Source organism: Cellulosimicrobium sp. PMB13 (assembly GCF_051294865.1).
Lineage (GTDB): Bacteria > Actinomycetota > Actinomycetes > Actinomycetales > Cellulomonadaceae > Cellulosimicrobium.
Genome location: NZ_CP145910.1, coordinates 1,657,772 through 1,679,188 on the forward strand (window position 1 = coordinate 1,657,772; position 21,417 = coordinate 1,679,188).

Sequence of the window (21,417 nt, forward strand, 5' to 3'; positions counted from 1 at the left end):
GTTCGACACCCGAGGTGGCGTGTCGTCGCGGTCGTCGCGCGCGCGTCAGCGCCAGCGGTCGAGCAGGCGGGCGACGGTCGCGGTCGCGTGGTCGAGCACCCTGCCGTCCTCCTCCGCCGCGGCCCCGACGAGAGCGGCGTCGACGACGTGCCCGAGCAGGTCGACGTCCTCGACGTCGTCGTAGCCCGACGCGTCGAGGACCGTCCGCAGCGCGGCGAGGAGCCGAGGCCGCGACGCGCGCATGATCGGACGCAGCGCCGGGTCGCGCATCGCGGTGATCATGGGGTCGAGGCGGGCGTCGACGACCGTGTCGTCCACGTGCGGCGCGTAGAGGGTCGCGATGAGCTCCCGGGCGGTCGCGGCGGACGACCGGGCGCGCCGTGGCAGCCCGTCGGCGTGCTCCTGCGCCGCGGTCGCGCGCAGGTCCTCGGCCGCCTCCACCGCGGCGGCGACGAGCGACGCGCTCGTCGGGAAGTAGTACGACGCCGAGCCCTGGGGCAGGCCCGCCGCGCGGGCCACCTGCCGGTGCGTCACCGCGCCGAGCCCGTGCTCGATGAGCAGCCGCGCCGCGGCGTCGACCATCGCGCGCTGGCGCTGGGTGCTGCGGTCCTGGACCGTGGTCCGTGCGCCGTCGAGCGCCCGCGTCGGCGTCTCGTCGGGAGGCTCGGGGGTCGTCACGCGGACATCCTAGAGGGCCGACCGATACGGGCGTATGGAGACCTCCGGGCCGCGGATGTCGCGGATGTGCCGTCCGGGGGGTTCGTCCAGGGCGTCGGAGGCCTCATCATGGTGGCCATGCGATCTCCGGTGCGCACCGTGGCCCACGGCGCCGTGCTCGTCGCCGTGGCGACGCTGTGCTTCGCGACGGTCGCGAGCGGCTCCTTCGACGTCGTCTCCCTGCCGGGGGCCGCACCGGCCGCGGTGCCGCCTGCCAGCGCGGGAGGGACCGACGACGGGGCCCCTGCGGGCGGCACGGGAACCGACACCCCGAGCGCCGACGGCGGTGCCGAGGCCGAGGGGAGCGCGCCCGACGAGGGCGCCGACCCGGCCGCCGTCGACCCCGCGTGCCACGCCGCGGAGGTCGCGTGGGGTGACGCCGCGAAGGCCCAGGTGAACCTCAGCGTGGAGCACCCCGAGACGCTCGTCGCCGGCTTCACGACCGCCCGCGACACCCTGGCCGCGGCCGAGCCGCCGAGCGCCGTCGCGCAGGACTGGGACGTCGTGACGACGTACCTCACGATGATCGCCGACGCGGTGGAGGCCGCGGGGGCCGACGACCCGGAGGAGCTCGCGCGGTCGATCGACCGCGTCGGACGCAAGATCGACACCGGGGCGCTGACCCGGTCGTCGCAGCGCGTCACCGAGTTCTTCCACGCAGGCTGCACCACCTCCTGACAACCTTTTCCGGACACTTCATCCCATGGCGTTCGCCACATGGGGAGGACTCCCCGGATCGGCCGTTCTGGCACGCCGTCACCCCCCGGGTACGACAGCATGGTCCCCATGCGCACCCGACTGACGATCACCAAGACCACGACCGCTCTCGCGACGAGCGCCCTCCTCGTCCTCGGCCTCGCCGCGTGCGGCGGCTCCGGCAGCGACGAGGAGACCCCCGAGACCACGGCGAGCGAGGAGTCGGCTCCCGCGGAGGAGGAGACCACCGAGGAGACCACGGAGGAGGAGCCCGAGGCCGAGGCGGAGGGCGCGTCCGGCGACGTGTGCGCCGCGATCGACGAGCTCACCGGCGTGAGCGGCGTCGACACGAGCGACCCGGCGGCAGCGGTCCAGGCCTTCGAGGACATCTCGACGGCCTTCGAGGCGGCCGAGCCGCCCGCGGACCTCGCGAGCGACTGGGACTACCTGACCACCACGTTCCGCACCTTCACGGACACGATGGCCGCCGCGGCCGGGGACCCGGCGAACGCCGACGTCACCGCCCTCAGCGAGGCCACGACGGCGCTCACGGGCGAGGAGTTCATGAGCGCGACGACGAACATCGCGACCTACGGCGCCCAGAACTGCTGACGCCTCCACCCTGACCGACCCGACCCCGGGTCGCCGGGCGACACGACGTCGTCCCGTGCGGCCCGGGGTCCGTCGTGCCCGGCGGACCGCGTGCGGGCCGTCGGCGCCCGGATCCCGCAGGATGGACCCATGCCCGCACCCCACGCCCCGTCGAGCCCGCCTCCGCCCGGGACGGGCCTCGCCCCGGACGCGCTCCAGAGGGCTGTCGACGACCTGCGCGCCGACCTCGGCGCTGCCGACTTCACCGTCGACGGGGTCGAGCGCCGGCTCGGTCCGGTGGCCGCCGCGGCGCTGCACCGGGAGCAGGCGGTCCCTGCGCGGCGGGTGCTGCGCGGAGCCTGGCCTGGTCCGGGGCGAGACGAGGCGCGCGAGCACGGGGCGTCGTCGGGCACGGACGACGCGGTGGGGACCCTGACCGCCCTCTTCCTCCTCGGCGACGACGTCCCGCGCCGCGCCCTCGACGCGGCGCTCGCGCGGACCGGGACGGACGGCGCGGTGCGCCTCGGTCTCGTCGAGGTAGCCGGGGGAGCGCCCGACGACGCGGTGCGCGCGCTGGTCGACCTGCGCCCCTACGCGTCGTCGGACGCCGCGGGCCCCGTCTCGTGGTGGCTCTCGTCCGACCTCGGCGAGCTCGCGACCGACCGACGCCTCGCCGCCGACCACGTCCTCGGGGCCGGGGGCGCGTCGCTGACGCTCGCCCAGGTGACGATGCGCACCGCCGTCGACCGGGTGCTCGACCTCGGCACGGGCTGCGGCATCCAGGCGCTGCACGCGGCCCGGCACGCGCGCCACGTCGTCGCGACCGACATCTCCGCACGCGCGCTCGGGTTCACCGCCTTCAACGCCGCGCTCGACCTGACGCCCGGCGAGCCCGGGACGGGCGCGGGCGCGATCCACCTGCGGTCCGGGTCGATGCTCGAGCCCGTCGCGGGGGAGACGTTCGACCTCGTCGTGTCCAACCCGCCGTTCGTCATCACGCCGCGGGCGACGGGCGGCGGCGCAGGCGTCACCGAGTACGAGTACCGGGACGGCGGCCGTGCCGGGGACGACGTCGTGCGCGACCTCGTCACCGGCGTCGGCGCCGTGCTCGCCCCGGGCGGCGTCGCACAGCTCCTCGGCAACTGGGAGCACCGCCGCGGCGAGCCGTGGACCGAGCGCGTCGGAGCGTGGCTCGACGCCGCCGGGCTCGACGGCTGGGTGATCCAGCGCGAGGTGCTGGACCCCGCGGAGTACGCCGAGACGTGGATCCGCGACGGCGGCACGACCGCCGACCGCGAGCCGGGCGCCTGGGCCTCCGCCTATGACGCGTGGCTCGACGACTTCGCCACGCGTGACGTCGAGGCGGTCGGGTTCGGGATCGTCACGCTGCGGCGCCCGGTCTCGGGCGTCCCCACGCTGCGCCGCCTCGAGGAGCACACGGGATCCGTCCACCAGCCGCTCGGCGCCCACCTCGCGGCGTCGCTCGCGGCCCACGACTGGCTCGGGGCCCACGACGACGCGGCCCTCGCGGACGAGCGGCTGACCGTCGCGCAGGACGTCACCGAGGAGCGGTTCCACACACCGGGCGCGGCCGACCCGAGCGTCGTGCTCCTGCGCCAGGGCGGCGGGCTCGGCCGCGCGGTCCACGCCTCGACGGGCCTCGCCGCGCTCGTCGGCGCGAGCGACGGCGAGCTGAGCGTCGGGCAGCTCGTGGGCGCCATCGCGTCGCTGTTCGAGGTCCCGGCCGAGGACCTCGCCGCCGAGCTCCTCCCGGGCGTGCGCGGTCTCGTCCGCGACGGGTTCCTCCTCTCGGACGCACCCTAGCGAGACCGTCCCGCCGACCCGGCACGGATATCGGCCTCCCGCAGGTGGGATCCGACGTCGCGCCGAGACCCGACCCCGAGGCGGCTACGCGAACAGCGCGGGGCCGTACTTCAGCACCACCAGGATCGCGAGGCCCACGAGCCACGCCCCGACGAGGTACCCGTACGCGCCCGACCGCACGAAGCCGAGCAGCCTCGTCTGCGCGCGCCGCGGGAGGTAGAGGTTGTCCTCGATCACGTTCCAGTGGAGCAGGGACGCGAAGACGAGCGTCGTCGAGACGGTGATGAGCAGGCACCACGGGCACAGCGCGCCGATGACGACCATCGACTGGTAGAAGAGCCAGTACGCGAACACGACGCCCAGGAAGTACACGCACTGCGCCGAGAAGAGGAACCACCGAGGGAACCGCACCCCGCCGAGCGCGGCGACCGCCGTCGTGATGACGACGGGCTCGGCGATCATCCCGAGGAACGCGTTGGGGAAGCCGAACACCTGCGCCTGCCACGACTGCGCGACCGTCCCGCACGACAGGACGGTGTTGACGTCGCACGACAGCGTGGCGGTCGGGTTCGCGGCGAGCAGCACGGCGTCGTACGACAGCACGAACGCCGCGACGAGGCTGAGCAGCCCGAACACGAGCATCTCGCCGAACAGCACCGTCCGGGAGTGCGACCAGCCGGTGGGGCGCTCGAACGGGTCGAACCCCGTCACGTCCCGCTTGCCCGACGTGAGGGTGGTGGTCGGGTCGCTCATGGGCGGTCCTCCGGTCGCGGACCAGGTGCCCGCGGGCAGACGGCGCACCGGTCCTCCGGTGCGCGAGAGCGGCGTCCGGCCGGCAGGGTGGGCGCGCTGCCGGCCAGGCGCCGGGCTCCAGCGTAGGAACCAGGCGCCGTCGGGCGACAGGGACCATGGTCCCGACCTCACGGCGAGCGACGCACCCGGGGTCGAGCGAGGCACGATCGCCGCGCGGCCCGTGGCGCTGCCGCACGACGGCGGCCGGGCGACCTAGGATCACGGGGCGCGTCGCGCGCGCGGCTCGCTCGCGAGCCCTGCCGACGGCGCCCCCCGAGAACGACCGGACGACCCGAGAGGACCTGCGTGCTGCACGACGACGTCGACGCCCTGCGACGATCGAACGCGGCGTGGCGGTTGCTCCGCGCGGACACGGCGCCGCTCGTGCTGTCGTTCCTCGGCACGGTGTTCGTCGAGGAGAACGTGCGGGCCATCCCCGAGTCGGAGCTCGTCGCGCGGCTCGACGACCACCTCTGGGCCCTGCGTCGTGCGGAGCGCGGCGGCTCGTCGGAACCGCGCTACCCGCGCAGCCCGCAGGCGTACGTCGACCACTGGGCGCACCCCGACCAGGCCTGGCTGCGCGCGTGGTACCCGCCGGGTTCGACCGAGCCGCACTACGACGCGACGCCCGCCGTCGAGCAGGCCGTGCGCTGGGTCGCGTCCCTGCGGGGGCGGGCGTTCGTCGGCACCGAGTCGCGGCTCAACACCGTGTTCGAGCTGCTGCGCCAGCTCACGGTCGGCGCCCAGACCGACCCGGCGGAGCGCCTGCGCGAGCTCGAGGAGCGGCGCGACCGGATCGACGACGAGATCGCCCAGGTGCGCGCGGGCCGCGTCGCCGTCCTCGACGCCGCGGCGCAGCGCGACCGGTACCAGCAGCTCACGCAGACCGCGGCCGACCTCCTGTCCGACTTCCGCGAGGTCGAGGCCAACTTCCGCTCCCTCGACCGCGCGCTGCGCGAGCGCATCACGGGGTGGGACGGCGCGAAGGGCGAGCTGCTCGAGGAGGTCGTGCGCTCGCGCACCGCGATCGCCGAGTCGGACCAGGGCCGCTCGTTCCACGCGTTCTACGACTTCCTCCTCGACCGTCGGCGCCAGGAGGAGTTCGCCGCGCTCGTCGACCAGGTGCAGGCGCTCGACGCGATCGCCGCGGACGTCGCGCCGGCCGTCGGGCGGGACGCCGCGCACGAGGCCGCGCACGAGGCCCCGCACGACACCGCCCGAGATGCCGGGCACCGCCGCCTGCGGCGCATCCACTACGACTGGCTCGACGCCGGGGAGCGCACGCAGGCCACGGTCCGCACGCTCTCCGAGCAGCTGCGCCGCTTCCTCGACGACCAGGTGTGGCTCGAGAACCGTCGCGTCATGGACATCCTGCGCGGGATCGAGGCGAAGGCGCTCGCGGCCCGCGACGTCGCACGGGGAGCGGTCCGCACGCCGCCCGGCACGACCACCGCGGGCCCGCCCGGGATGGTGATCGACGCGGTCGCGCCCGAGGTGGTCCTCCCGACCGAGCGACCTCTGTTCACGCCGCGGCCGAGCGCCCGGCTCGACTCCGACCACGTCGAGGAGGGCGACGAGGACTTCGAGGTCGCCGCGCTCTACGAGCAGGTGCACGTCGACCCCGAGCGCCTCGCCCGCACGGTGCGGGACGTGCTGTCGCGTCCCGGCGGTCGCAGCCAGGTCTCGCTCGGCGAGCTGGTCCGCGACGCCCCGCTCGAGCACGGTCTCGCGGAGCTCGTGTCGTACCTGTCGCTCGACGACCCGCGCTTCGCCGTCGTGCACGACGACGAGGCGACCGACGAGGTGAGCTGGCTCGGGGAGCTGCCGCCCGCCGTCGGGCACGCCGACGACCGGCCCGAGGACGCGCCCGCGCCCGACCCGGTGGTGCGTGTCGCACGACTGCCGCGCGTGACCTACGCGCGGCGCACCCCTGCGGCCGCGTCGGGCGCGCCCGGCCCGACCCGCCCCGAGGAGGAGCAGTGAGCACACCGGCGAGCACGACCCGCCCCGCGCGCAGCCCGGAGCTGTCCGTCGTCGTCACGTCCCTGCTCAAGGGGGTCGTGTACCGCGAGTCGGGCGAGGAGACGTGGCGCGACCTGCTCGCGCACGAGGCCCAGGTGCGCGACGCCGTCGCGATGCTCGGCCTGCAGGTCGTCGTCGACGAGGGCGACGGGTACGCGTACCTGCGCTCGCAGCCGGAGCACGAGCGCGACGAGCGCGTGCCGCGGCTGATCCCGCGCCGGGAGCTGCCGTTCGACGTGAGCCTGCTGCTCGCGCTGCTGCGCAAGCGGCTCGCCCAGTCCGACTCCGAGGGCGGGGACACGCGCCTCGTCCTGACGCGTTCCGAGATCGTCGAGCTGCTGCGCGTCTTCCTCGCGCAGGACGCCGGCGCGGCGACGAACGAGGCGCGCCTCGTGGACCGCGTCGACGCGCTCGTGCGGCGCGTCGTCGAGCTGGGGTTCCTGCGTCCCGCGGGCCGTCAGGCGCTGCCCGACGACGCGGGGCCGGGTCCGGGGGCCGCCGACCCGGCCGGTCCGCCCGGGGAGGGTGAGGGCGACGCGCGTCGGTTCGAGGTCCGCCGCGTGCTCAAGGCGTTCGTCGACGCGCAGTGGCTCGCGGACCTCGACGCGCGGCTCGCGCAGTACCTGGAGGTGGCCGCGGGCCGGGACGACGGCACGGGCACGCCCGGGAGCACCGGGACGAGAGCGGCGGGCGGCGCGGCAGCGGTCGCGCAGACGGGGACGGTGGAGTGATGGAGGGCCTGTTCAGCCCGGTCGAGCTGCACGACCCGGCGACCGACCTCGACGCGCGCGCCGGCTTCCGGCTCGACCGCCTCGAGGTCCTCAACTGGGGCACGTTCGACCAGCGCGTGTGGGCGTTCGACCTCGACGGGCGCAACGCGCTGCTGACCGGCGACATCGGCTCCGGCAAGTCGACCATCGTGGACGCCGTGACGACGCTCCTCGTGCCGTCGCACCGCATCTCGTACAACAAGGCGGCGGGCGCGGGCGCGCGCGAGCGGTCGCTGCGCTCGTACGTCGCGGGCCACTTCAAGGCGGAGCGCGACGAGGCGACGGGGACGACGCGCCACGTCGGGCTGCGCGAGCGCGGCACGTACTCGGTCGTGCTCGGGCGGTTCGCGAACCGCGGCTTCGACCAGCAGGTGACGCTCGCGCAGGTGTTCTGGCTCGCGCCGGGCCAGTCGGGGCAGCCGGACCGGTTCTTCGTCACGACGGACCGGCCGCTGACGATCACCGAGGACTTCGCCGGGTTCGGGGGCGACGTCGCGGCGCTGCGGCGTCGGCTCCGGGAGTCGGGAGCGCAGGTGCGCGACCACTTCCCCGAGTACGGGCGGGACTTCCGCCGGCTCCTGGGCATCCCGTCCGACCAGGCGATGGACCTGTTCCACCAGACGGTGTCGATGAAGTCCGTCGGGGACCTCGGGGAGTTCGTGCGCGAGCACATGCTCGAGCCGTTCGACGCCGACCGCTGGACCGACCGGCTCGTCGCCCACTTCGACGACCTGACGTCCGCGCACGACGCCGTGGTCCGCGCGACCGCGCAGATCGACCGCCTCGCGCCGCTGCTCGCGGACGTCGACGCGCACGACGCGCTCGGCCGGCGTGCGGAGGCGGTGACGGCGCGGCGCGACGCGCTGCGCGCGTTCACGGCGTCGCGACGGGTCGCGGACCTCGACGGGCTCATCGGCGCGCTCGAGGAGCGGGTCACGGACGGCGAGTCGCGGCGGGCGAGCGCGTCGTCGGCCCTGGAGGAGCTCAGGGCGGAACGGCAGCGGCTCGAGCTCGAGCGCGCGGGGCACGGTGGTGACCGGCTCGCCGCGATCGAGGGCGAGATCGCCCGGCGCGAGGTCGAGCGCACCGCCCGGGAGCGCCGCGCGACGCAGCTCGCGGGCTACGCGGTCCGGGCGGGGCTCACGCTCACCCCCCGTGCCGACGCTCCCGCCGCGGACGGGTCCGGTGCCGAACCCCGGGTTACGCGGCAGGAAGACGCTCCAGCGCCGCACAAGCCGGGGTTCGGCAGCGACGGTGAGGGCTCCGTGCCGCACGAGCCCGGGTCCCGCGGCGAGGGTGCGGCCGTGCGGGCGCTCGCGGACGCTCTCGTCGACGCCGAGGCGTTCGCGGCGCTGCGCCGCGAGGTCGACGCCGCGGCGGCGGTCGTGCGCGACGGGCTCACCCGGGCCGAGGAGGAGGTCGCGGACGTCGGCGGGCTGCTGCGCGCCGTGGAGCAGGAGACCGCGGAGGTCAAGGCCGAGCTCGCGAGCCTCGCCGACCGACGCTCCAACCTGCCGCGGACCCACCTCGACGTGCGCGACCGCCTGTGCGCCGGGGTCGGGCTGACGCCGGACGACCTGCCGTTCGTGGGCGAGCTGCTCGCCGTCCGTCCCGAGCACGAGGCGTGGGAGGGCGCGGCCGAGCGCGTGCTGCGCGGCTTCGCGCTGTCGCTGCTCGTGCCCGCGGCGCACTACGAGGCCGTCGCCGCGTGGGTCGACCGCGAGCACCTCGGGCTGCGGCTCGTCTATCACCGGGTGCCCGAGCGCGTCGGCGCGCCCCGGCCCGCCGAGCGGCCCGACGGCGCGCTCGTGCTCGCCGACCTGCTCGACGTCCGCACGCTCGACGGCGCGCCCGCGCTCACCGCGTGGGTCGAGGCCGAGATCGAGCGCCGCGCCGACCACGCGTGCGCCGACGACCTCGACGCGTTCCGTCGGCTCCCGCGGGCCGTCACCCGGTCCGGCCAGGTCAAGCACTCGCCGGACCACCACGAGAAGAACGACGTGCGCGCCGTCGACGACCGCCGCGGGTACGTGCTCGGCTGGTCGACGCAGGCGAAGGTCGACGCCCTGCTGGAGCAGGCGGCCGAGGTGACCTCGCGCCGGGACGCGCTGGCGCGGCGTCGTGACGCGGCGGCCGCCCGGCGGGCGGACCTGCAGGAGCGGTCGGCGGCCCTGGGCCGGGCGGACGTGTACCGGGACTGGGACGAACTGGACTGGCGCGCGGAGGTCGCGCGCATCGCCGAGCTCGAGGCGGAGAAGAGCCGTCTCGAGCAGGCGAGCGACGAGCTCGGCCGCATCGCAGGGGCGCTCGCCGAGATCGCCGACCGCCAGGCCGGGCTCGAGGCGGAGCGCGACAGCGTCGTCGCGACGCTCGGCGCCGACCGGCACGCGCTCGACGAGGCGCGGACGGCGCGCGACCGGGCTCGCGCGGTGCTCGACGGCGCCGGCGAGGCGCTCGACGAGGAGACGACGGCGGCGCTCGCCGAGGAGTTCGACCGCGAGCTCGCGTCGGTCGGGACGACGGCGGGTGCGCGCGCGGGGGACGGGCCGGCCGGCTCGGCAGGAGGGCCGACGCGCGCGGCCGACCTGGACGCCGTCGAGAACGCGGTGCGGTCACGCCTCACGGCCGAGGCCGAGCAGGCGCAGCGGGAACGCGCGGACCTCGGTACGCGCATCGCCGGGCAGATGGCAGCGTTCCGGTCGGCGTACCCCGTCGAGACCGCGGAGCTCGACGCCGACGTGCGCTCCGCCGACGGCTACCGCGAGATCCACGACCGGCTGGTGCGCGACGACCTGCCGCGCTTCGAGGCCGACTTCAAGGCGTACCTCAACACCAACGCGATCCGCGACATCGCCGGGTTCGCCGCGGAGCTCGCCAAGCAGGCGGACCTCATCCGCGACCGCATCGACACGATCAACGACTCCCTGCGCGCGATCGACTACAACCCCGGGCGGTACATCCGGCTCGAGGTGTCGCGCACGCCGAACGTCGAGGTGCGCGAGTTCCAGCAGGACCTGCGCGCGTGCACCGACGGCGACGGCATCCTCGCCGAGGACGACCGCGCGCTCGCCGAGGGCGACGGGTCCGCGGCCGACGGCGCGCTGTCCTACTCCGAGGACCGGTTCCTGCGCGTCAAGGCGCTCGTCGAACGCTTCCGCGGGCGCGAGGGCATGACGGACCTCGACGACGCGTGGCGCCGACGCGTGACCGACGTGCGCAACTGGTTCGTGCTGTCGGCGTCGGAGCGGTCGCGCGCGGACGACTCCGAGCACGAGCACTACTCCGACTCCGGCGGCAAGTCCGGCGGGCAGAAGGAGAAGCTCGCGTACACGATCCTCGCCGCGTCGCTCGCGTACCAGTTCAAGCTCGACTGGGGCGCGGTGCGCTCGACGGCGTTCCGGTTCGTCGTCATCGACGAGGCGTTCGGGCGGGGCTCGGACGAGTCGACGCGGTTCGCGCTCGAGCTGTTCCGCCGCCTCGGGCTCCAGCTGCTCATCGTCACGCCGCTGCAGAAGATCCACGTCATCGAGCCGTACATCTCCGCGGTCGGGTTCGTGGACAACCCGACGGGGCGCTCGTCGCGCCTCCGGACTCTGACGATCGACGCCTACCGAGACGGCCGCGAGAACCACGAGCTCCGCGAGGGCGACGGCAGCCGTGACACCGAGCCGGCTACCCTTCCCTGACGAGAGAGAGCCCTGGTCGCCGACGTAGAGCCGTGGTCACGCGACCAGAGCTCTATCTCGCGGACCGGGGCTCTACTTCGGTGACCACGGTTCTCTCTCGCGGGCCTGAGCACGCCGTAGCACGCCCGGGACCGACCGCGGTGGGAAGGGTGCCCGACGGCGGGTGGTTCAGTCCAGCGGTCGCGGGCGGCTCGCGCCCGCGAGGGTGGCCGCGAGGATCGCCTCGATCGCGAAGGCCGTCGCCCCCGCGAGGTCGACGGCGTCCGGGTCGAGGAGCCACTGCGTCTGGAGGCCGTCCATGACGCCGATGATCGACGAGGCCGCGCGGTCGAGCGCCGCGTCGTCGAGCTCGAGGTCCACGTCGTCGGTACCCGCGGCGCGGCGCTCCTCGACGACCTCACGCAGCGCACCCGCGATGTCGGCGCGGAGACCCGCGAACCGCGCCGTGACCCACGCGCTCGCGGGATGGCCGTCGGTGACGGCCTCGCCGGCGATGACGGTGTACGCCTGGACGATGCCCGGGCGCTCGGCGTTGATCGCGGCAGTCGTCACGAGGTGCCGGAACAGGTCGAGGCCCCCGGGGATGTGCCGACCCTCGAGGTGCTCGACGTCCTCCCGGTCGCGGAACTCGAGGACGGCGGTGAGGAGCCGGTCCTTCGACCCGAAGTGGTGCAGGACGCCCGCGTGCGTGATGCCGACCTGCTCCGCGACCTCGGCCAGCGAACCCTGGTGGTACCCCCGCGAGCCGAACACCTTCATCGCCGCGCGGAGGATCTCCTCGCGCCGCGCGAGCGTCTCGGGGCGGGGCCGCCGTGCCGGACGGACGCGCGCGCCACCGTCCGCAGGGAGCGGCCGCGAGGAGACGTCGGTCATGCTCGCCAGCCTACTGCTGCGCGCGACGTCGGCCCGGCTCCGTCGGCCGGCGCGGACCGCTCGCCGCGCCGTCCTGGCGGGACAGTTCCTGCTCGACGTCTTTCCCGAACTCCCACAGACGTCGCCTACGGTGGGAGGATGCCGTCCGACCACGCGCCGACGCGACCGCTGCCGACCGGTGGCGGGACCGGGACGCGCCCGCTGCCCGTCGTCGCTCCGGCCGGGCCGACGGGGCCGTACGCGGGGTCGCCCGCCGCGCCGCCGGCCCGTCCGCAGGCAGGCGCGTCCCGCCCGACGACGCAGCCCGGCCCGACGACGCAGCCCGGCCCGACGACGCAGCCCGGCCCGACGGCGCGGGTCGCCCCCCGGGTCGTGGCGGGGCTGGTCGCCCTCCTCGCGGCGGCGCTCGCGTGGGCCGTGTGGCGGTTCTTCGTCGACACCTACGCGGGCCAGATGCTCGAGCGTGCGGCGTTCGACGGCGCCGTGAACGGGCAGGGCCGGCTGTGGACGCTCGGCGAGCCGGTGCTCGACACGGTCTCGGTGACGTTCGTCGTCGGCGGTCTCGCCGCGGCGATGGCGATCGCCGTCGTCCGGCGTCGCTGGGGCCTCGCGGTGCAGGTGGCCTTCCTCGTGGTGGGGGCCAACGTGACGACCCAGGCGGTCAAGCACGTTCTCCTCGGGCGCGAGAACCTCATCGGCGGGTGGACGGCCGACAACTCGTTGCCGAGCGGGCACACCACCGTCGCGGCGTCGGTCGCGGCGGCGCTGCTTCTCGTGGTGCCGCGCGGTGGGCGTCCGCTGGTGGCGGTGCTCGGTGGGGCGTACACGGCCGCCATCGGCGTCTCGACGCTCGTCGGCCAGTGGCACCGGCCGAGCGACGTCGTCGCGGCCGTCCTCGTGGTGCTCGCGTGGGGCGCGCTCGTGTGCGCGTTCACGCCGCGCTCGTCGCTCGACCCGCGTGCGGGCGCCTCGCCGGGGTCCGTCGTCACGGCGGTGCTCCTGTTCCTGGGCGCGGCGGCGTCCGGCGCCGCCGCCCTGTGGGCGATGCGCGCGACCCCGGCGACGTGGGACACGACGACCGCGCAGGAGGCGACCGCCTACCTCGGCGGCGTCGCCGGCGTGACCGCGGTGACGGCCTGCGCCTTCGCGCTGCTGCTGCTCGTCCGCCAGTCCACGGCTCGTCCGGTCGCCGCCGGGGTTCAGCGGTAGGGTGCCGCAGGCGCGGATGGCGTAACGTCGTAGGCTGCCCGGTCTGCGGCCCGGGAGACGCCGACAGCGCGCCCGACCGGTGCCCCCGAGAGCCCGGCGCACGGAACACACTTCGTACCGACGAAAGCAGGATGGGATGCCACGCAAGCTCGTGATCGTCGAGTCGCCCGCCAAGGCTCGCAAGATCCAGGGCTACCTCGGCGACGACTACGAGGTCGAGGCGAGCGTCGGGCACATCCGGGACCTGCCGCAGCCGTCGGAGCTGCCCGCGGACATGAAGAAGGGCCCGTACGGGAAGTTCGCGGTCGACGTCGACAACGGGTTCGACCCGTACTACGAGGTCTACGCGGACAAGAAGAAGAAGGTCGCGGAGCTCAAGCGCGCGCTCAAGGACGCCGACGAGCTCTACCTCGCGACCGACGAGGACCGCGAGGGCGAGGCCATCGCGTGGCACCTGCTCGAGGCGCTCAAGCCCAAGGTCCCCGTGAAGCGCATGGTGTTCCACGAGATCACGCGCGAGGCGATCCAGCGGGCGCTGCAGAACACGCGCGACCTCGACACGAGCCTGGTCGACGCGCAGGAGACGCGCCGCATCCTCGACCGGCTCTACGGCTACGAGGTCTCGCCGGTGCTGTGGCGCAAGGTCCGCCAGGGACTGTCCGCGGGCCGCGTGCAGTCCGTCGCGACGCGCCTCGTCGTAGAGCGCGAGCGCGAGCGCATGGCGTTCGTCGCCGCGGAGTACTGGGACGTCACCGGCACGTTCGGCCTCGCGGGGGAGGCCGCGGCCGCGGCTCCCGACGACGCCGGCAAGGCGTTCGGCGCGCGGCTCGTCCAGGTCGGCGACGCGCGCGTCGCGTCCGGTCGCGACTTCGACGACCGCGGGCAGCTCAAGCCCGCCGCCCAGCGCGACGGCGTGCGGCAGCTCGACGAGGCGACGGCCGGGGCGGTCGTCGCGGGTCTGGCGGACGCGGACTTCGTCGTGCGCTCGCTTGAGACCAAGCCGTACACGCGCCGGCCCGCGGCACCGTTCACGACGTCGACGCTCCAGCAGGAGGCGAGCCGCAAGCTCCGCATGTCCTCGCGCCAGACGATGCGCACCGCGCAGTCGCTGTACGAGAACGGGTACATCACGTACATGCGCACCGACTCGCCGTCGCTGTCGAGCGAGGCGACGGGCGCGGCCCGGCGGCAGGCCGCCGAGCTCTACGGCGCGGACTTCGTGCCCGAGAAGCCGCGCGTCTACGCGTCGAAGAACGCGGGCGCGCAGGAGGCGCACGAGGCCATCCGCCCCGCGGGCGACTCGTTCCGCACCCCGGCGCAGGTCGCCAAGGAGCTCAGCGGCGACCAGTTCAAGCTCTACGAGCTCGTGTGGAAGCGCACGGTCGCGTCGCAGATGGCCGACGCCAAGGGTTCGACGGCGTCGGTGCGCCTGGGCGCGCCGCTCGCCACCGTGCCGGGGACGACGGAGGCCGGGGTCGCCGGGCACGACGCGGTGTTCGCGGCGTCGGGCACGGTCATCACGTTCCGCGGGTTCCTCGCGGCGTACGAGGAGAGCTCGGACGTGGACCGGTACGCGGAGGACTCGCTCGGCGCCGGCGGCAAGGTCGGCGACACGGACGGCGAGGCCCGCCTGCCGCAGATGGCGCAGGGTGACGCGCTGCGGGGCGAGGACCTCGAGGCGGCCGGCCACTCGACGTCGGCCCCGCCGCGCTACACCGAGGCGAGCCTCGTCAAGGCGCTCGAAGAGCTCGGCATCGGCCGCCCGTCCACGTACGCGTCGACCATCTCGACCATCCAGGACCGCGGCTACGTCCTGACGCGCGGCCAGGCGATGGTGCCGAGCTGGCTCGCGTTCGCCGTCGTGCGCCTGCTGGAGGAGCACTTCGACCGGCTCGTCGACTACCGGTTCACGGCCGCGATGGAGGCCGACCTCGACGAGATCGCCGCCGGGCGTCGCGACCGCGTCGAGTGGCTCACGCACTTCTACTTCGGCGACGCCGCCAAGGGCGAGTCAGGAGAGGGCCTGCGCGAGCTCGTCGAGAACCTCGGCGACATCGACGCGCGCGGCATCAACTCGGTGCCGATCGGCGAAGGCCTCCAGCTGCGCGTCGGGCGCTACGGGCCCTACGTCGAGGACCTGTCGGTCGAGGTCAAGGAGGGCGAGAACCCGCCGCGCGCCTCCGTGCCCGACGACGTGGCCCCCGACGAGCTGACCGTCGCCAAGGCGCGTGAGCTGCTCGCCGCCGGGGCGGACGACGGCAAGGTGCTCGGCACCGACCCGGTGTCCGGGAACGAGATCATCGCGAAGGCCGGGCGCTACGGGCCGTACGTCACCGAGGTGCTCGACCTCCCGCCGATCGACACGAGCCTGTCGGCTGCCGCCCAGAAGCGGGCCAAGGCCGCCCAGCCCAAGCCGCGCACGGGCTCGCTGCTCAAGACGCAGACCCTCGAGTCGATCACCCTCGAGGACGCCCTGCAGCTCCTGTCGCTGCCGCGCGTCGTCGGCACGGACCCGGAGTCGGGCGAGGAGATCACCGCGCAGAACGGCCGCTACGGTCCGTACATCAAGAAGGGCACGGACTCGCGCACCCTCCCGAGCGAGGAGGCGATGTTCACCGTCACGCTCGACGAGGCGCTCGAGCTGTACAAGCAGCCCAAGCGCGGCCGCGGCCGGGGCGCCGCGACCCCGCCGCTGCGCGAGCTCGGCGACGACCCGACGACCGGCAAGCCGATCGTCGTCAAGGACGGCCGGTTCGGCGCCTACGTGACCGACGGCGAGACCAACCGCACGCTGCCGCGCGACGTCACGCCGGAGTCGATCACGCCCGAGCGCGCGATCGAGCTCCTCGCGGAGAAGCGCGCGCAGGGTCCGGCGAAGAAGCGCACCCCCGCGAAGAAGCCGGCGGCGAAGAAGGCCCCCGCGAAGAAGCCCGCTGCCAAGTCGGCGAAGTAGCTCCTGGCTCCGTCGAGGTAGAACCGCAGGTCGCGAGATAGAGCTCCCGGGGCTCTACCTCGCGACCTGCGGTTCTACCTCGCGGCGTGGGCCGCTCTGTCGACGCCGGTTCGACCAGCGACCCGTCAGGCGTCGGCCGTGAGCACGGTGAAGAGGGCGAGGACGACGGTCGTGGCCGGCGCCACCAGAGCAGCCGAGAGCGACAGGCCCCGGGACAGCGCGCTCGGGCGTGCGGGTGACTGCTCGAGCGGGCCGACGACCGGATCGTCGGCGAGGTGACGCTCCGCTGAGTGCGGGATATTTGTCGTCAGATCGTCGTCACGACGACAAATGTCCAGCACTCAACCGGGAGGCGAGGTCACGGGTCAGTCGACGGTGACCGCGTCGAGCACGGGTAGGCGCGCGGCGCGGATCGCGGGCCAGACGCTCGCGACCAGCCCGATGACGACCGCCGCCCCGAGGATCGCGAGCACCTGCCCCCAGGGGATCGCGAGCGTGCTCAGGCCCTCGTCGGCCAGCACGCCGGGCAGCGCGGCGCCGATCCCGATGCCCGTCGCGACGCCGAGGACCGTCCCGTACACCGCCGTCAGGACCGACTCGATCGCGATGATCCCGGCGAGCTGGAGCCGTCCCAGCCCGACGGCTCGCAGCAGCCCGATCTCGCGCGTGCGCTCGATGACGGACAGCGCGAGCGTGTTGACGATGCCGAGCAGCGCGATGACGATCGACAGCGCCAGGAGCGCGTAGAGGATCACGAGGACCTGGTCCACCTGGTCCGCGAACGCCGACGCCGTCTCCTCGCGGTCGAGGACGGTCAGCACGAGGTAGGGCGCGACGGCGTCGGTCAGGCCCTCCCGGAGCTCGTCGAGCTGGGCGGTGCTCGCGTCGTCCGCTGCGCCGACGTAGACGATCCGCACGCTCGCCTGGGCGGGAGGGACGACGTCGTCGAACACGTCGTCGCGCACGAGGATGCCCGTGCCCACGAGCTGGCTGTCGATGATCGCGCCCACGGTCGCCTCGACCGACGCCCCGGCGGCAACGCCGTCCCCGGTGCTGTCCCCGGCACCGCTCTCGACGCCGCCCTCGCCACCGAGCCGGACCGTGTCGCCCACCTCCCAGCCACGCTCGCGCGCAGTCCGTCGGTGCACGACGACGTCCCCGTCCTCGAGCGTCGACGTCGGGTCTCCCTGGAGCGCTACGGGGTCGAGCGACGTCTCGAAGAACGTCGCTGGCACGCCCGCGACGTCGGTACCGCGCGCCTCCCCGCCGGGCTCGTCGGCGCCGTCGCTCTCGCCCTCGGCCGACCCGGCCGACCCGACCGTCGCGACCGGCGCGAGCCCGAGCCGCACCGTGTCGACGGTCTCGGCGCCCGGTACGGCGCGCACCGCGTCGACCGCGCCGCCGGGGACCGTCTGGGTCGCCGAGTCGACGACGAGGTCCGCGCGCACCTCGGTCTCCACGATGCTTCGCACCGACGCCTGCGTGGACGCCGCGATGACGCCCGTGACCGACACGAGCGCCATGCCGATGAGCAGCGCGCCCGCGGTGCTCGCGGTCCGCCGCGGGTTGCGCGTGACGTTGCCGCGCGCGAGGCGTCCGAGCGGCCGGATCGCGGCCACGAGGGGCATGGCAAGCAGAGCGAGCACCGGCCTTGCCACCGCGGGCGAGCCGACGAGCACGCCGACGAGCACGAGCCCCGCGCCCACGCCGAGGAGCACGCGCGGGCTGAGGTCGTCGACCCACGGCCACCCGGTCGGGTCGTCCGCGACGGACGACCCGAGGAACGCGGCGAGCCACAGGACGCCCGCGCCGGCCGCGACGAGCACGATCCCGCCGACCGCTCGGGCGAGCGTGCCGCGCTCGGGGGCGACGTCGTCGCGCATCGCCTGGACGGGCGGGATCGCCGCGGCCCGACGCGCGGGCAGGACCGCCGCGAGGACGCTCACCACCGCGCCCAGCCCGACCGCTGCCGCGAGCTGCGTCCCCCCGAGCGGGACGCGTCCCGAGAACTCCATCCCGGCGGCGGCCAGACCCCAGCGGATGACGCGCACCAGGGCCGCGCCGCCCGCCACGCCGAGCGCCCCGCCGACCAGCCCGACGGCGAGCGCCTGGGTCAGCACCGAGGAGAACACCTGGCCGGGGGATGCCCCCAGGGCGCGCAGCAGCGCGAGCTCGCGCAGCCGTTCGCGCACCGACATCTGGAACGTGTTGGCGATGATGAACGCGCCGACGAACAGGGCGATCGCGGCGAAGACGAGGAGGAACGTCTCGACGAAGCCGAGGACCTCCTCGACGGCCTCGCTCGCCTCCTCGCGCGCCTGCGTGCCGGACACGGCCTCCGCGCCGTCGGGCAGCACCGCCTCGACGCGCTCGGCGAGCGCCTCCTCGTCGGCCGCGGTCGCGGCGGCGCTACCGCCACCGGCGCCTCCCGTGCCGCCGTCGCTCCCCGCGGCCCAGACAGCGATCTGCGTGACCTGGCCGTCGGGTGCGAAGACCTCGCGCGCGGTCGCGTCGTCGAGGCCGACGAGCACGGCCCCGGCAGCGGCGGCCTCGATGCCGAACACGCCCGAGACGGTGACCGGCCGCGGCTCGTCGCCGAGCACGATCGTGGTCTCGTCCCCCGTGCCGAGCGCCGCCGCCTCGGCGGCGCTCTCCTCGAGCACGATGTCGCCCGGACCCGGCCAGGAACCGTCGAGCAGCGTGAGGCTCGGGTCCTCCTCGTCCACCGCGAGCGCCACGCTCGGCGGTCCGTTCGTCACGACGGCCGTGCCGTCCGCGGCGACCAGGACCGCAGGGCCCGAGATGTCGGCGGAGGCGCGGTCCACGCCGTCGACGTCCTCGATCACCGCGACGAGGTCGTCGGGCACGAGCGTGCGCTCCGCGGCGAACCCGCCGCCGGTCGCACCGCCACCACCGCTCCCGCCCTCCTGCGGCGCGGCACCCGTGACCTCCTGGGAGCCGCGGACGTAGACGTCGGCGACGAGCGTCGTCGCGATGATGTCGTCGAACGTCGAGGACAGCATGCCCCGGAAGGCGAACGTCCCGACGACGAACGCGACGCCCAGCGTCACGGCGAGCACCGACAGCACGAAGCGCACGAGGTGCGCGCGGACCCCGCGCAGCGCGACGCGGAGCATCACTGCCCGTCCGACGGCGCGAGGTGGCGCCCGTGCACCTCGGGCGCGCGGGCGCCGTCGGTGCCGCGGGCGTCGTCGGCCACCGAGGGCGGGCGGGACCCGTCGTCGTCCGCCTCGCCCGCGGTCGCGGCGAGCGCGTCGAGGATGTCCTGCTGGGTCGGGTCGTGCAGCTCGCCCGAGATCTTCCCGTCGGCGAGGAAGACCACCCGGTGCGCGTACGACGCCGCGCGCGGGTCGTGCGTGACCATGACGACCGTCTGGTCGAGCTCGTCGACGGACCGGCGCAGGAACGTGAGCACCTCCCCGGCGGAGCGCGAGTCGAGGTTGCCGGTGGGCTCGTCGGCGAACACGATCGACGGCCGCGACACGAGCGCCCGCGCGCACGCGACGCGCTGCTGCTGCCCACCGGAGAGCTCGGACGGCCGGTGGTGCAGCCGGTCGCGCAGGCCGACCGCGTCGACCACCTCGTCGAACCAGGCGCGGTCCACGGGGGCGCGCGCGATGTCCAGCGGGAGCGTGATGTTCTCCGCCGCCGTGAGCGTGGGCACGAGGTTGTACGACTGGAAGACGAACCCCACGCGCGTGCGGCGCAGCGCGGTGAGCCGCCGCTGCGACATGCGGCTGATCTCCTGCCCGTCGACCACGACGCTGCCCGACGTCGGCGAGTCGAGGCCGGCGAGGCAGTGCATGAGCGTCGACTTCCCCGACCCTGACGGCCCCATGATGGCCGTGAGCCGGCCGCGCGCGAAGTCGACGTCGACCTCGTCGAGCGCCCGGACGGCCGTGTCGCCCGTGCCGTAGACCTTGACGAGCCCGCGCGCGCTCGCGCGTGGCTCAGGGGTCGCCGTCTGCGCGACGGCGGGTGCGGGGGTCGGGCCGGAGGCCTCGTCAGGGTGGCGCGGCATGGCCTCATCGTGACGTGACGACGGCCGGCGCGCATCACCCCGGCGGGTGACGCCCTCCGTCCCGTACCTGCGCTACCGGTCCTCGGTCCGCCCGGTGGGGGACCGCTCCCACCGGGATACGGTGTGGCCATGAGCGACGCCGCCGTCCCCCGTGCCCTGACCGCCCACGACCTGCCCGCCGACGTCCCGGGCGAGCTGTCCGGTCTCGTGCCCGACCCCCGGTCCGCGCCGACCGTGCGGTGGGGCATCCTCGGCGCGGGCGGGATCGCGTCGTCGTTCGCCGAGGCGGTGCGCCGGCACACGCAGAGCCGCGTCGCGTCCGTCGGGTCCCGCGACCGCGTGCGCGCCGAGCGCTTCGCGACGTCGCACGGCGTCCCGACGACCCACGAGGGCTACGAGGCGCTCGTCGAGGACCCGCAGGTCGACGTCGTGTACGTCGCGACGCCGCACTCGCACCACCACGAGCACGCCCTGCTCGCGATCCACGCGGGCAAGCACGTCCTCGTGGAGAAGGCGTTCACGCGCAACGAGGCGGAGGCGCGCGAGGTGCTCGACGCCGCGCGCGAGGCCGGCGTGTTCGTCATGGAGGCGATGTGGACGCGGTTCCTCCCGCACGTCGCGGCGCTGCGCGGCGTGATCGCACGCGGGGAGATCGGCGACGTCGTCAACCTCAGCGCGGACCACGGCCAGCTCTTCGCGTTCGACCCGGCGCACCGGCTCTACGCGGCGGAGCTCGCGGGCGGTGCGCTGCTCGACCTCGGCGTGTACCCGGTGTCGTTCGCGCACGACCTGCTGGGCGCGCCGTCGTCGGTCACCGCGGTGGGGGCGCTCACCGAGACGGGCGTCGACGGCCAGGTGAGCATCGTGCTGGGCTACGAGGGCGGCGCCCAGGCGACGCTCTCCACGACGCTGTGGTCGCGCACCGCGACGGGTGCCGTGATCTCCGGGACGGCCGGGCGCATCGAGGTCGAGGGGGCGTTCTACGCGCCGACGTCGTTCCGCGTGGTCCGCAACGACGGGTCGTCGTGGTTCTACGACGGGTTCTCGGGCGAGGGCAAGCAGTACCAGGCCGCCGAGGTCGCACGGCGCGTCACGGCAGGGGAGACGCAGAGCCCGCGCATGTCGTGGGACGGCACGCTCGAGGTCATGCGCACGCTCGACGAGGTGCGCCGCCAGGTGGGGGTCGTGTACCCGGGGGAGTGAGTCCGCGCGCCGAGATCGACCCGAACGTCCCGAGATCGA

At 74.9% G+C, this 21,417-nt stretch carries 15 protein-coding genes; 9 read left to right on the plus strand and 6 right to left on the minus strand.

Features of this window, described 5'->3' with window-relative positions:
• Window positions 1–45: 45 nt before the first annotated feature.
• On the minus strand, window positions 46–678 hold the full coding sequence (locus V5D56_RS07725; RefSeq protein ID WP_435738459.1) for a TetR/AcrR family transcriptional regulator: 633 nt from the start codon (window positions 676–678) through the stop codon (window positions 46–48).
• Window positions 679–795: 117 nt separating this feature from the next.
• Here V5D56_RS07725 and V5D56_RS07730 point away from each other — a divergent pair, with 117 nt between their 5' ends.
• The 3 genes from V5D56_RS07730 to V5D56_RS07740 all read left to right on the plus strand — a co-directional run bounded on the left by V5D56_RS07730 (window position 796) and on the right by V5D56_RS07740 (window position 3,828).
• The gene (locus tag V5D56_RS07730) at window positions 796–1,395 is read left to right on the plus strand and encodes a hypothetical protein (RefSeq protein WP_435738460.1); all 600 of its coding nucleotides are present in this window, start codon (window positions 796–798) and stop codon (window positions 1,393–1,395) included.
• Between the two features lie 108 nt (window positions 1,396–1,503).
• Window positions 1,504–2,025: a hypothetical protein gene (locus V5D56_RS07735; RefSeq protein WP_435738461.1), complete on the plus strand. Its 522-nt coding sequence runs from the start codon at window positions 1,504–1,506 to the stop codon at window positions 2,023–2,025.
• 129 nt (window positions 2,026–2,154) lie between these two features.
• Window positions 2,155–3,828 (plus strand): DUF7059 domain-containing protein, encoded by a 1,674-nt coding sequence (locus V5D56_RS07740; RefSeq protein WP_435738462.1) that lies wholly within the window; start codon window positions 2,155–2,157, stop codon window positions 3,826–3,828.
• An 84-nt stretch (window positions 3,829–3,912) separates the two neighbouring features.
• Here the strand turns inward: V5D56_RS07740 and V5D56_RS07745 are convergent, their stop codons facing one another.
• Window positions 3,913–4,581 carry a vitamin K epoxide reductase family protein gene (locus V5D56_RS07745; RefSeq protein WP_435738463.1) on the minus strand — a complete coding sequence of 223 codons (669 nt, stop codon included), beginning with the start codon at window positions 4,579–4,581 and terminating at the stop codon, window positions 3,913–3,915.
• A gap of 345 nt (window positions 4,582–4,926) precedes the next feature.
• Between V5D56_RS07745 and V5D56_RS07750 the strand changes: the two genes are divergently transcribed.
• Genes V5D56_RS07750 through V5D56_RS07760 form a run of 3 tightly spaced genes read left to right on the plus strand, consistent with a single transcriptional unit; the run spans window position 4,927 to window position 11,098 of the window.
• The gene (locus V5D56_RS07750; protein ID WP_435738464.1) at window positions 4,927–6,603 is read left to right on the plus strand and encodes a DUF3375 domain-containing protein; all 1,677 of its coding nucleotides are present in this window, start codon (window positions 4,927–4,929) and stop codon (window positions 6,601–6,603) included.
• Window positions 6,600–7,373 carry a DUF4194 domain-containing protein gene (locus V5D56_RS07755; protein ID WP_435738465.1) on the plus strand — a complete coding sequence of 258 codons (774 nt, stop codon included), beginning with the start codon at window positions 6,600–6,602 and terminating at the stop codon, window positions 7,371–7,373. Before V5D56_RS07750 ends, V5D56_RS07755 begins: the two co-directional genes overlap by 4 nt.
• Entirely contained in the window at window positions 7,373–11,098 is a 3,726-nt protein-coding gene (locus tag V5D56_RS07760) for an ATP-binding protein (protein WP_435738466.1), read from the plus strand. The genes V5D56_RS07755 and V5D56_RS07760 overlap by 1 nt, the downstream gene beginning before the upstream one ends.
• A 168-nt stretch (window positions 11,099–11,266) precedes the next feature.
• Here the strand turns inward: V5D56_RS07760 and V5D56_RS07765 are convergent, their stop codons facing one another.
• Window positions 11,267–11,971 carry a TetR/AcrR family transcriptional regulator gene (locus V5D56_RS07765; RefSeq protein ID WP_435738467.1) on the minus strand — a complete coding sequence of 235 codons (705 nt, stop codon included), beginning with the start codon at window positions 11,969–11,971 and terminating at the stop codon, window positions 11,267–11,269.
• Window positions 11,972–12,109: 138 nt separating this feature from the next.
• Between V5D56_RS07765 and V5D56_RS07770 the strand changes: the two genes are divergently transcribed.
• Together V5D56_RS07770 and topA are read left to right on the plus strand one after the other, a co-directional pair.
• Window positions 12,110–13,180 (plus strand): phosphatase PAP2 family protein, encoded by a 1,071-nt coding sequence (locus V5D56_RS07770; protein ID WP_435738468.1) that lies wholly within the window; start codon window positions 12,110–12,112, stop codon window positions 13,178–13,180.
• Window positions 13,181–13,316: 136 nt separating this feature from the next.
• Window positions 13,317–16,133 (plus strand): type I DNA topoisomerase, encoded by a 2,817-nt coding sequence (gene topA, locus V5D56_RS07775; protein ID WP_435738469.1) that lies wholly within the window; start codon window positions 13,317–13,319, stop codon window positions 16,131–16,133.
• A 125-nt stretch (window positions 16,134–16,258) separates the two neighbouring features.
• Here topA and V5D56_RS07780 read toward each other — a convergent pair whose 3' ends face one another.
• From V5D56_RS07780 to V5D56_RS07790, 3 genes are read right to left on the minus strand one after another with little or no spacing between them, the layout of a single operon-like run.
• Window positions 16,259–16,474 carry a hypothetical protein gene (locus V5D56_RS07780; protein ID WP_435738470.1) on the minus strand — a complete coding sequence of 72 codons (216 nt, stop codon included), beginning with the start codon at window positions 16,472–16,474 and terminating at the stop codon, window positions 16,259–16,261.
• A 24-nt stretch (window positions 16,475–16,498) separates the two neighbouring features.
• Window positions 16,499–19,270: an ABC transporter permease gene (locus V5D56_RS07785; RefSeq protein WP_435738471.1), complete on the minus strand. Its 2,772-nt coding sequence runs from the start codon at window positions 19,268–19,270 to the stop codon at window positions 16,499–16,501.
• Window positions 19,270–20,175: an ABC transporter ATP-binding protein gene (locus V5D56_RS07790; protein ID WP_435738472.1), complete on the minus strand. Its 906-nt coding sequence runs from the start codon at window positions 20,173–20,175 to the stop codon at window positions 19,270–19,272. Before V5D56_RS07790 ends, V5D56_RS07785 begins: the two co-directional genes overlap by 1 nt.
• A 129-nt stretch (window positions 20,176–20,304) precedes the next feature.
• Between V5D56_RS07790 and V5D56_RS07795 the strand changes: the two genes are divergently transcribed.
• A complete protein-coding gene (locus tag V5D56_RS07795) occupies window positions 20,305–21,378 on the plus strand; it encodes a Gfo/Idh/MocA family protein (protein WP_435738473.1) in 1,074 nt (357 codons plus the stop codon).
• Window positions 21,379–21,417 lie beyond the last annotated feature (39 nt).

Excerpts from the sequence above, each read along its gene's own strand:
- V5D56_RS07730 (WP_435738460.1), top strand. The coding sequence starts at position 796 with ATGCGATCTCCGGTGCGCACCGTGGCCCACGGCGCCGTGCTCGTCGCC.
- V5D56_RS07735 (WP_435738461.1), top strand. The coding sequence starts at position 1,504 with ATGCGCACCCGACTGACGATCACCAAGACCACGACCGCTCTCGCGACG.
- V5D56_RS07740 (WP_435738462.1), top strand. The coding sequence starts at position 2,155 with ATGCCCGCACCCCACGCCCCGTCGAGCCCGCCTCCGCCCGGGACGGGC.
- V5D56_RS07745 (WP_435738463.1), bottom strand. The coding sequence starts at position 4,581 with ATGAGCGACCCGACCACCACCCTCACGTCGGGCAAGCGGGACGTGACG.
- V5D56_RS07760 (WP_435738466.1), top strand. The coding sequence starts at position 7,373 with ATGGAGGGCCTGTTCAGCCCGGTCGAGCTGCACGACCCGGCGACCGAC.
- V5D56_RS07765 (WP_435738467.1), bottom strand. The coding sequence starts at position 11,971 with ATGACCGACGTCTCCTCGCGGCCGCTCCCTGCGGACGGTGGCGCGCGC.
- V5D56_RS07770 (WP_435738468.1), top strand. The coding sequence starts at position 12,110 with ATGCCGTCCGACCACGCGCCGACGCGACCGCTGCCGACCGGTGGCGGG.
- topA (WP_435738469.1), top strand. The coding sequence starts at position 13,317 with ATGCCACGCAAGCTCGTGATCGTCGAGTCGCCCGCCAAGGCTCGCAAG.
- V5D56_RS07785 (WP_435738471.1), bottom strand. The coding sequence starts at position 19,270 with ATGCTCCGCGTCGCGCTGCGCGGGGTCCGCGCGCACCTCGTGCGCTTC.
- V5D56_RS07790 (WP_435738472.1), bottom strand. The coding sequence starts at position 20,175 with ATGCCGCGCCACCCTGACGAGGCCTCCGGCCCGACCCCCGCACCCGCC.
- V5D56_RS07795 (WP_435738473.1), top strand. The coding sequence starts at position 20,305 with ATGAGCGACGCCGCCGTCCCCCGTGCCCTGACCGCCCACGACCTGCCC.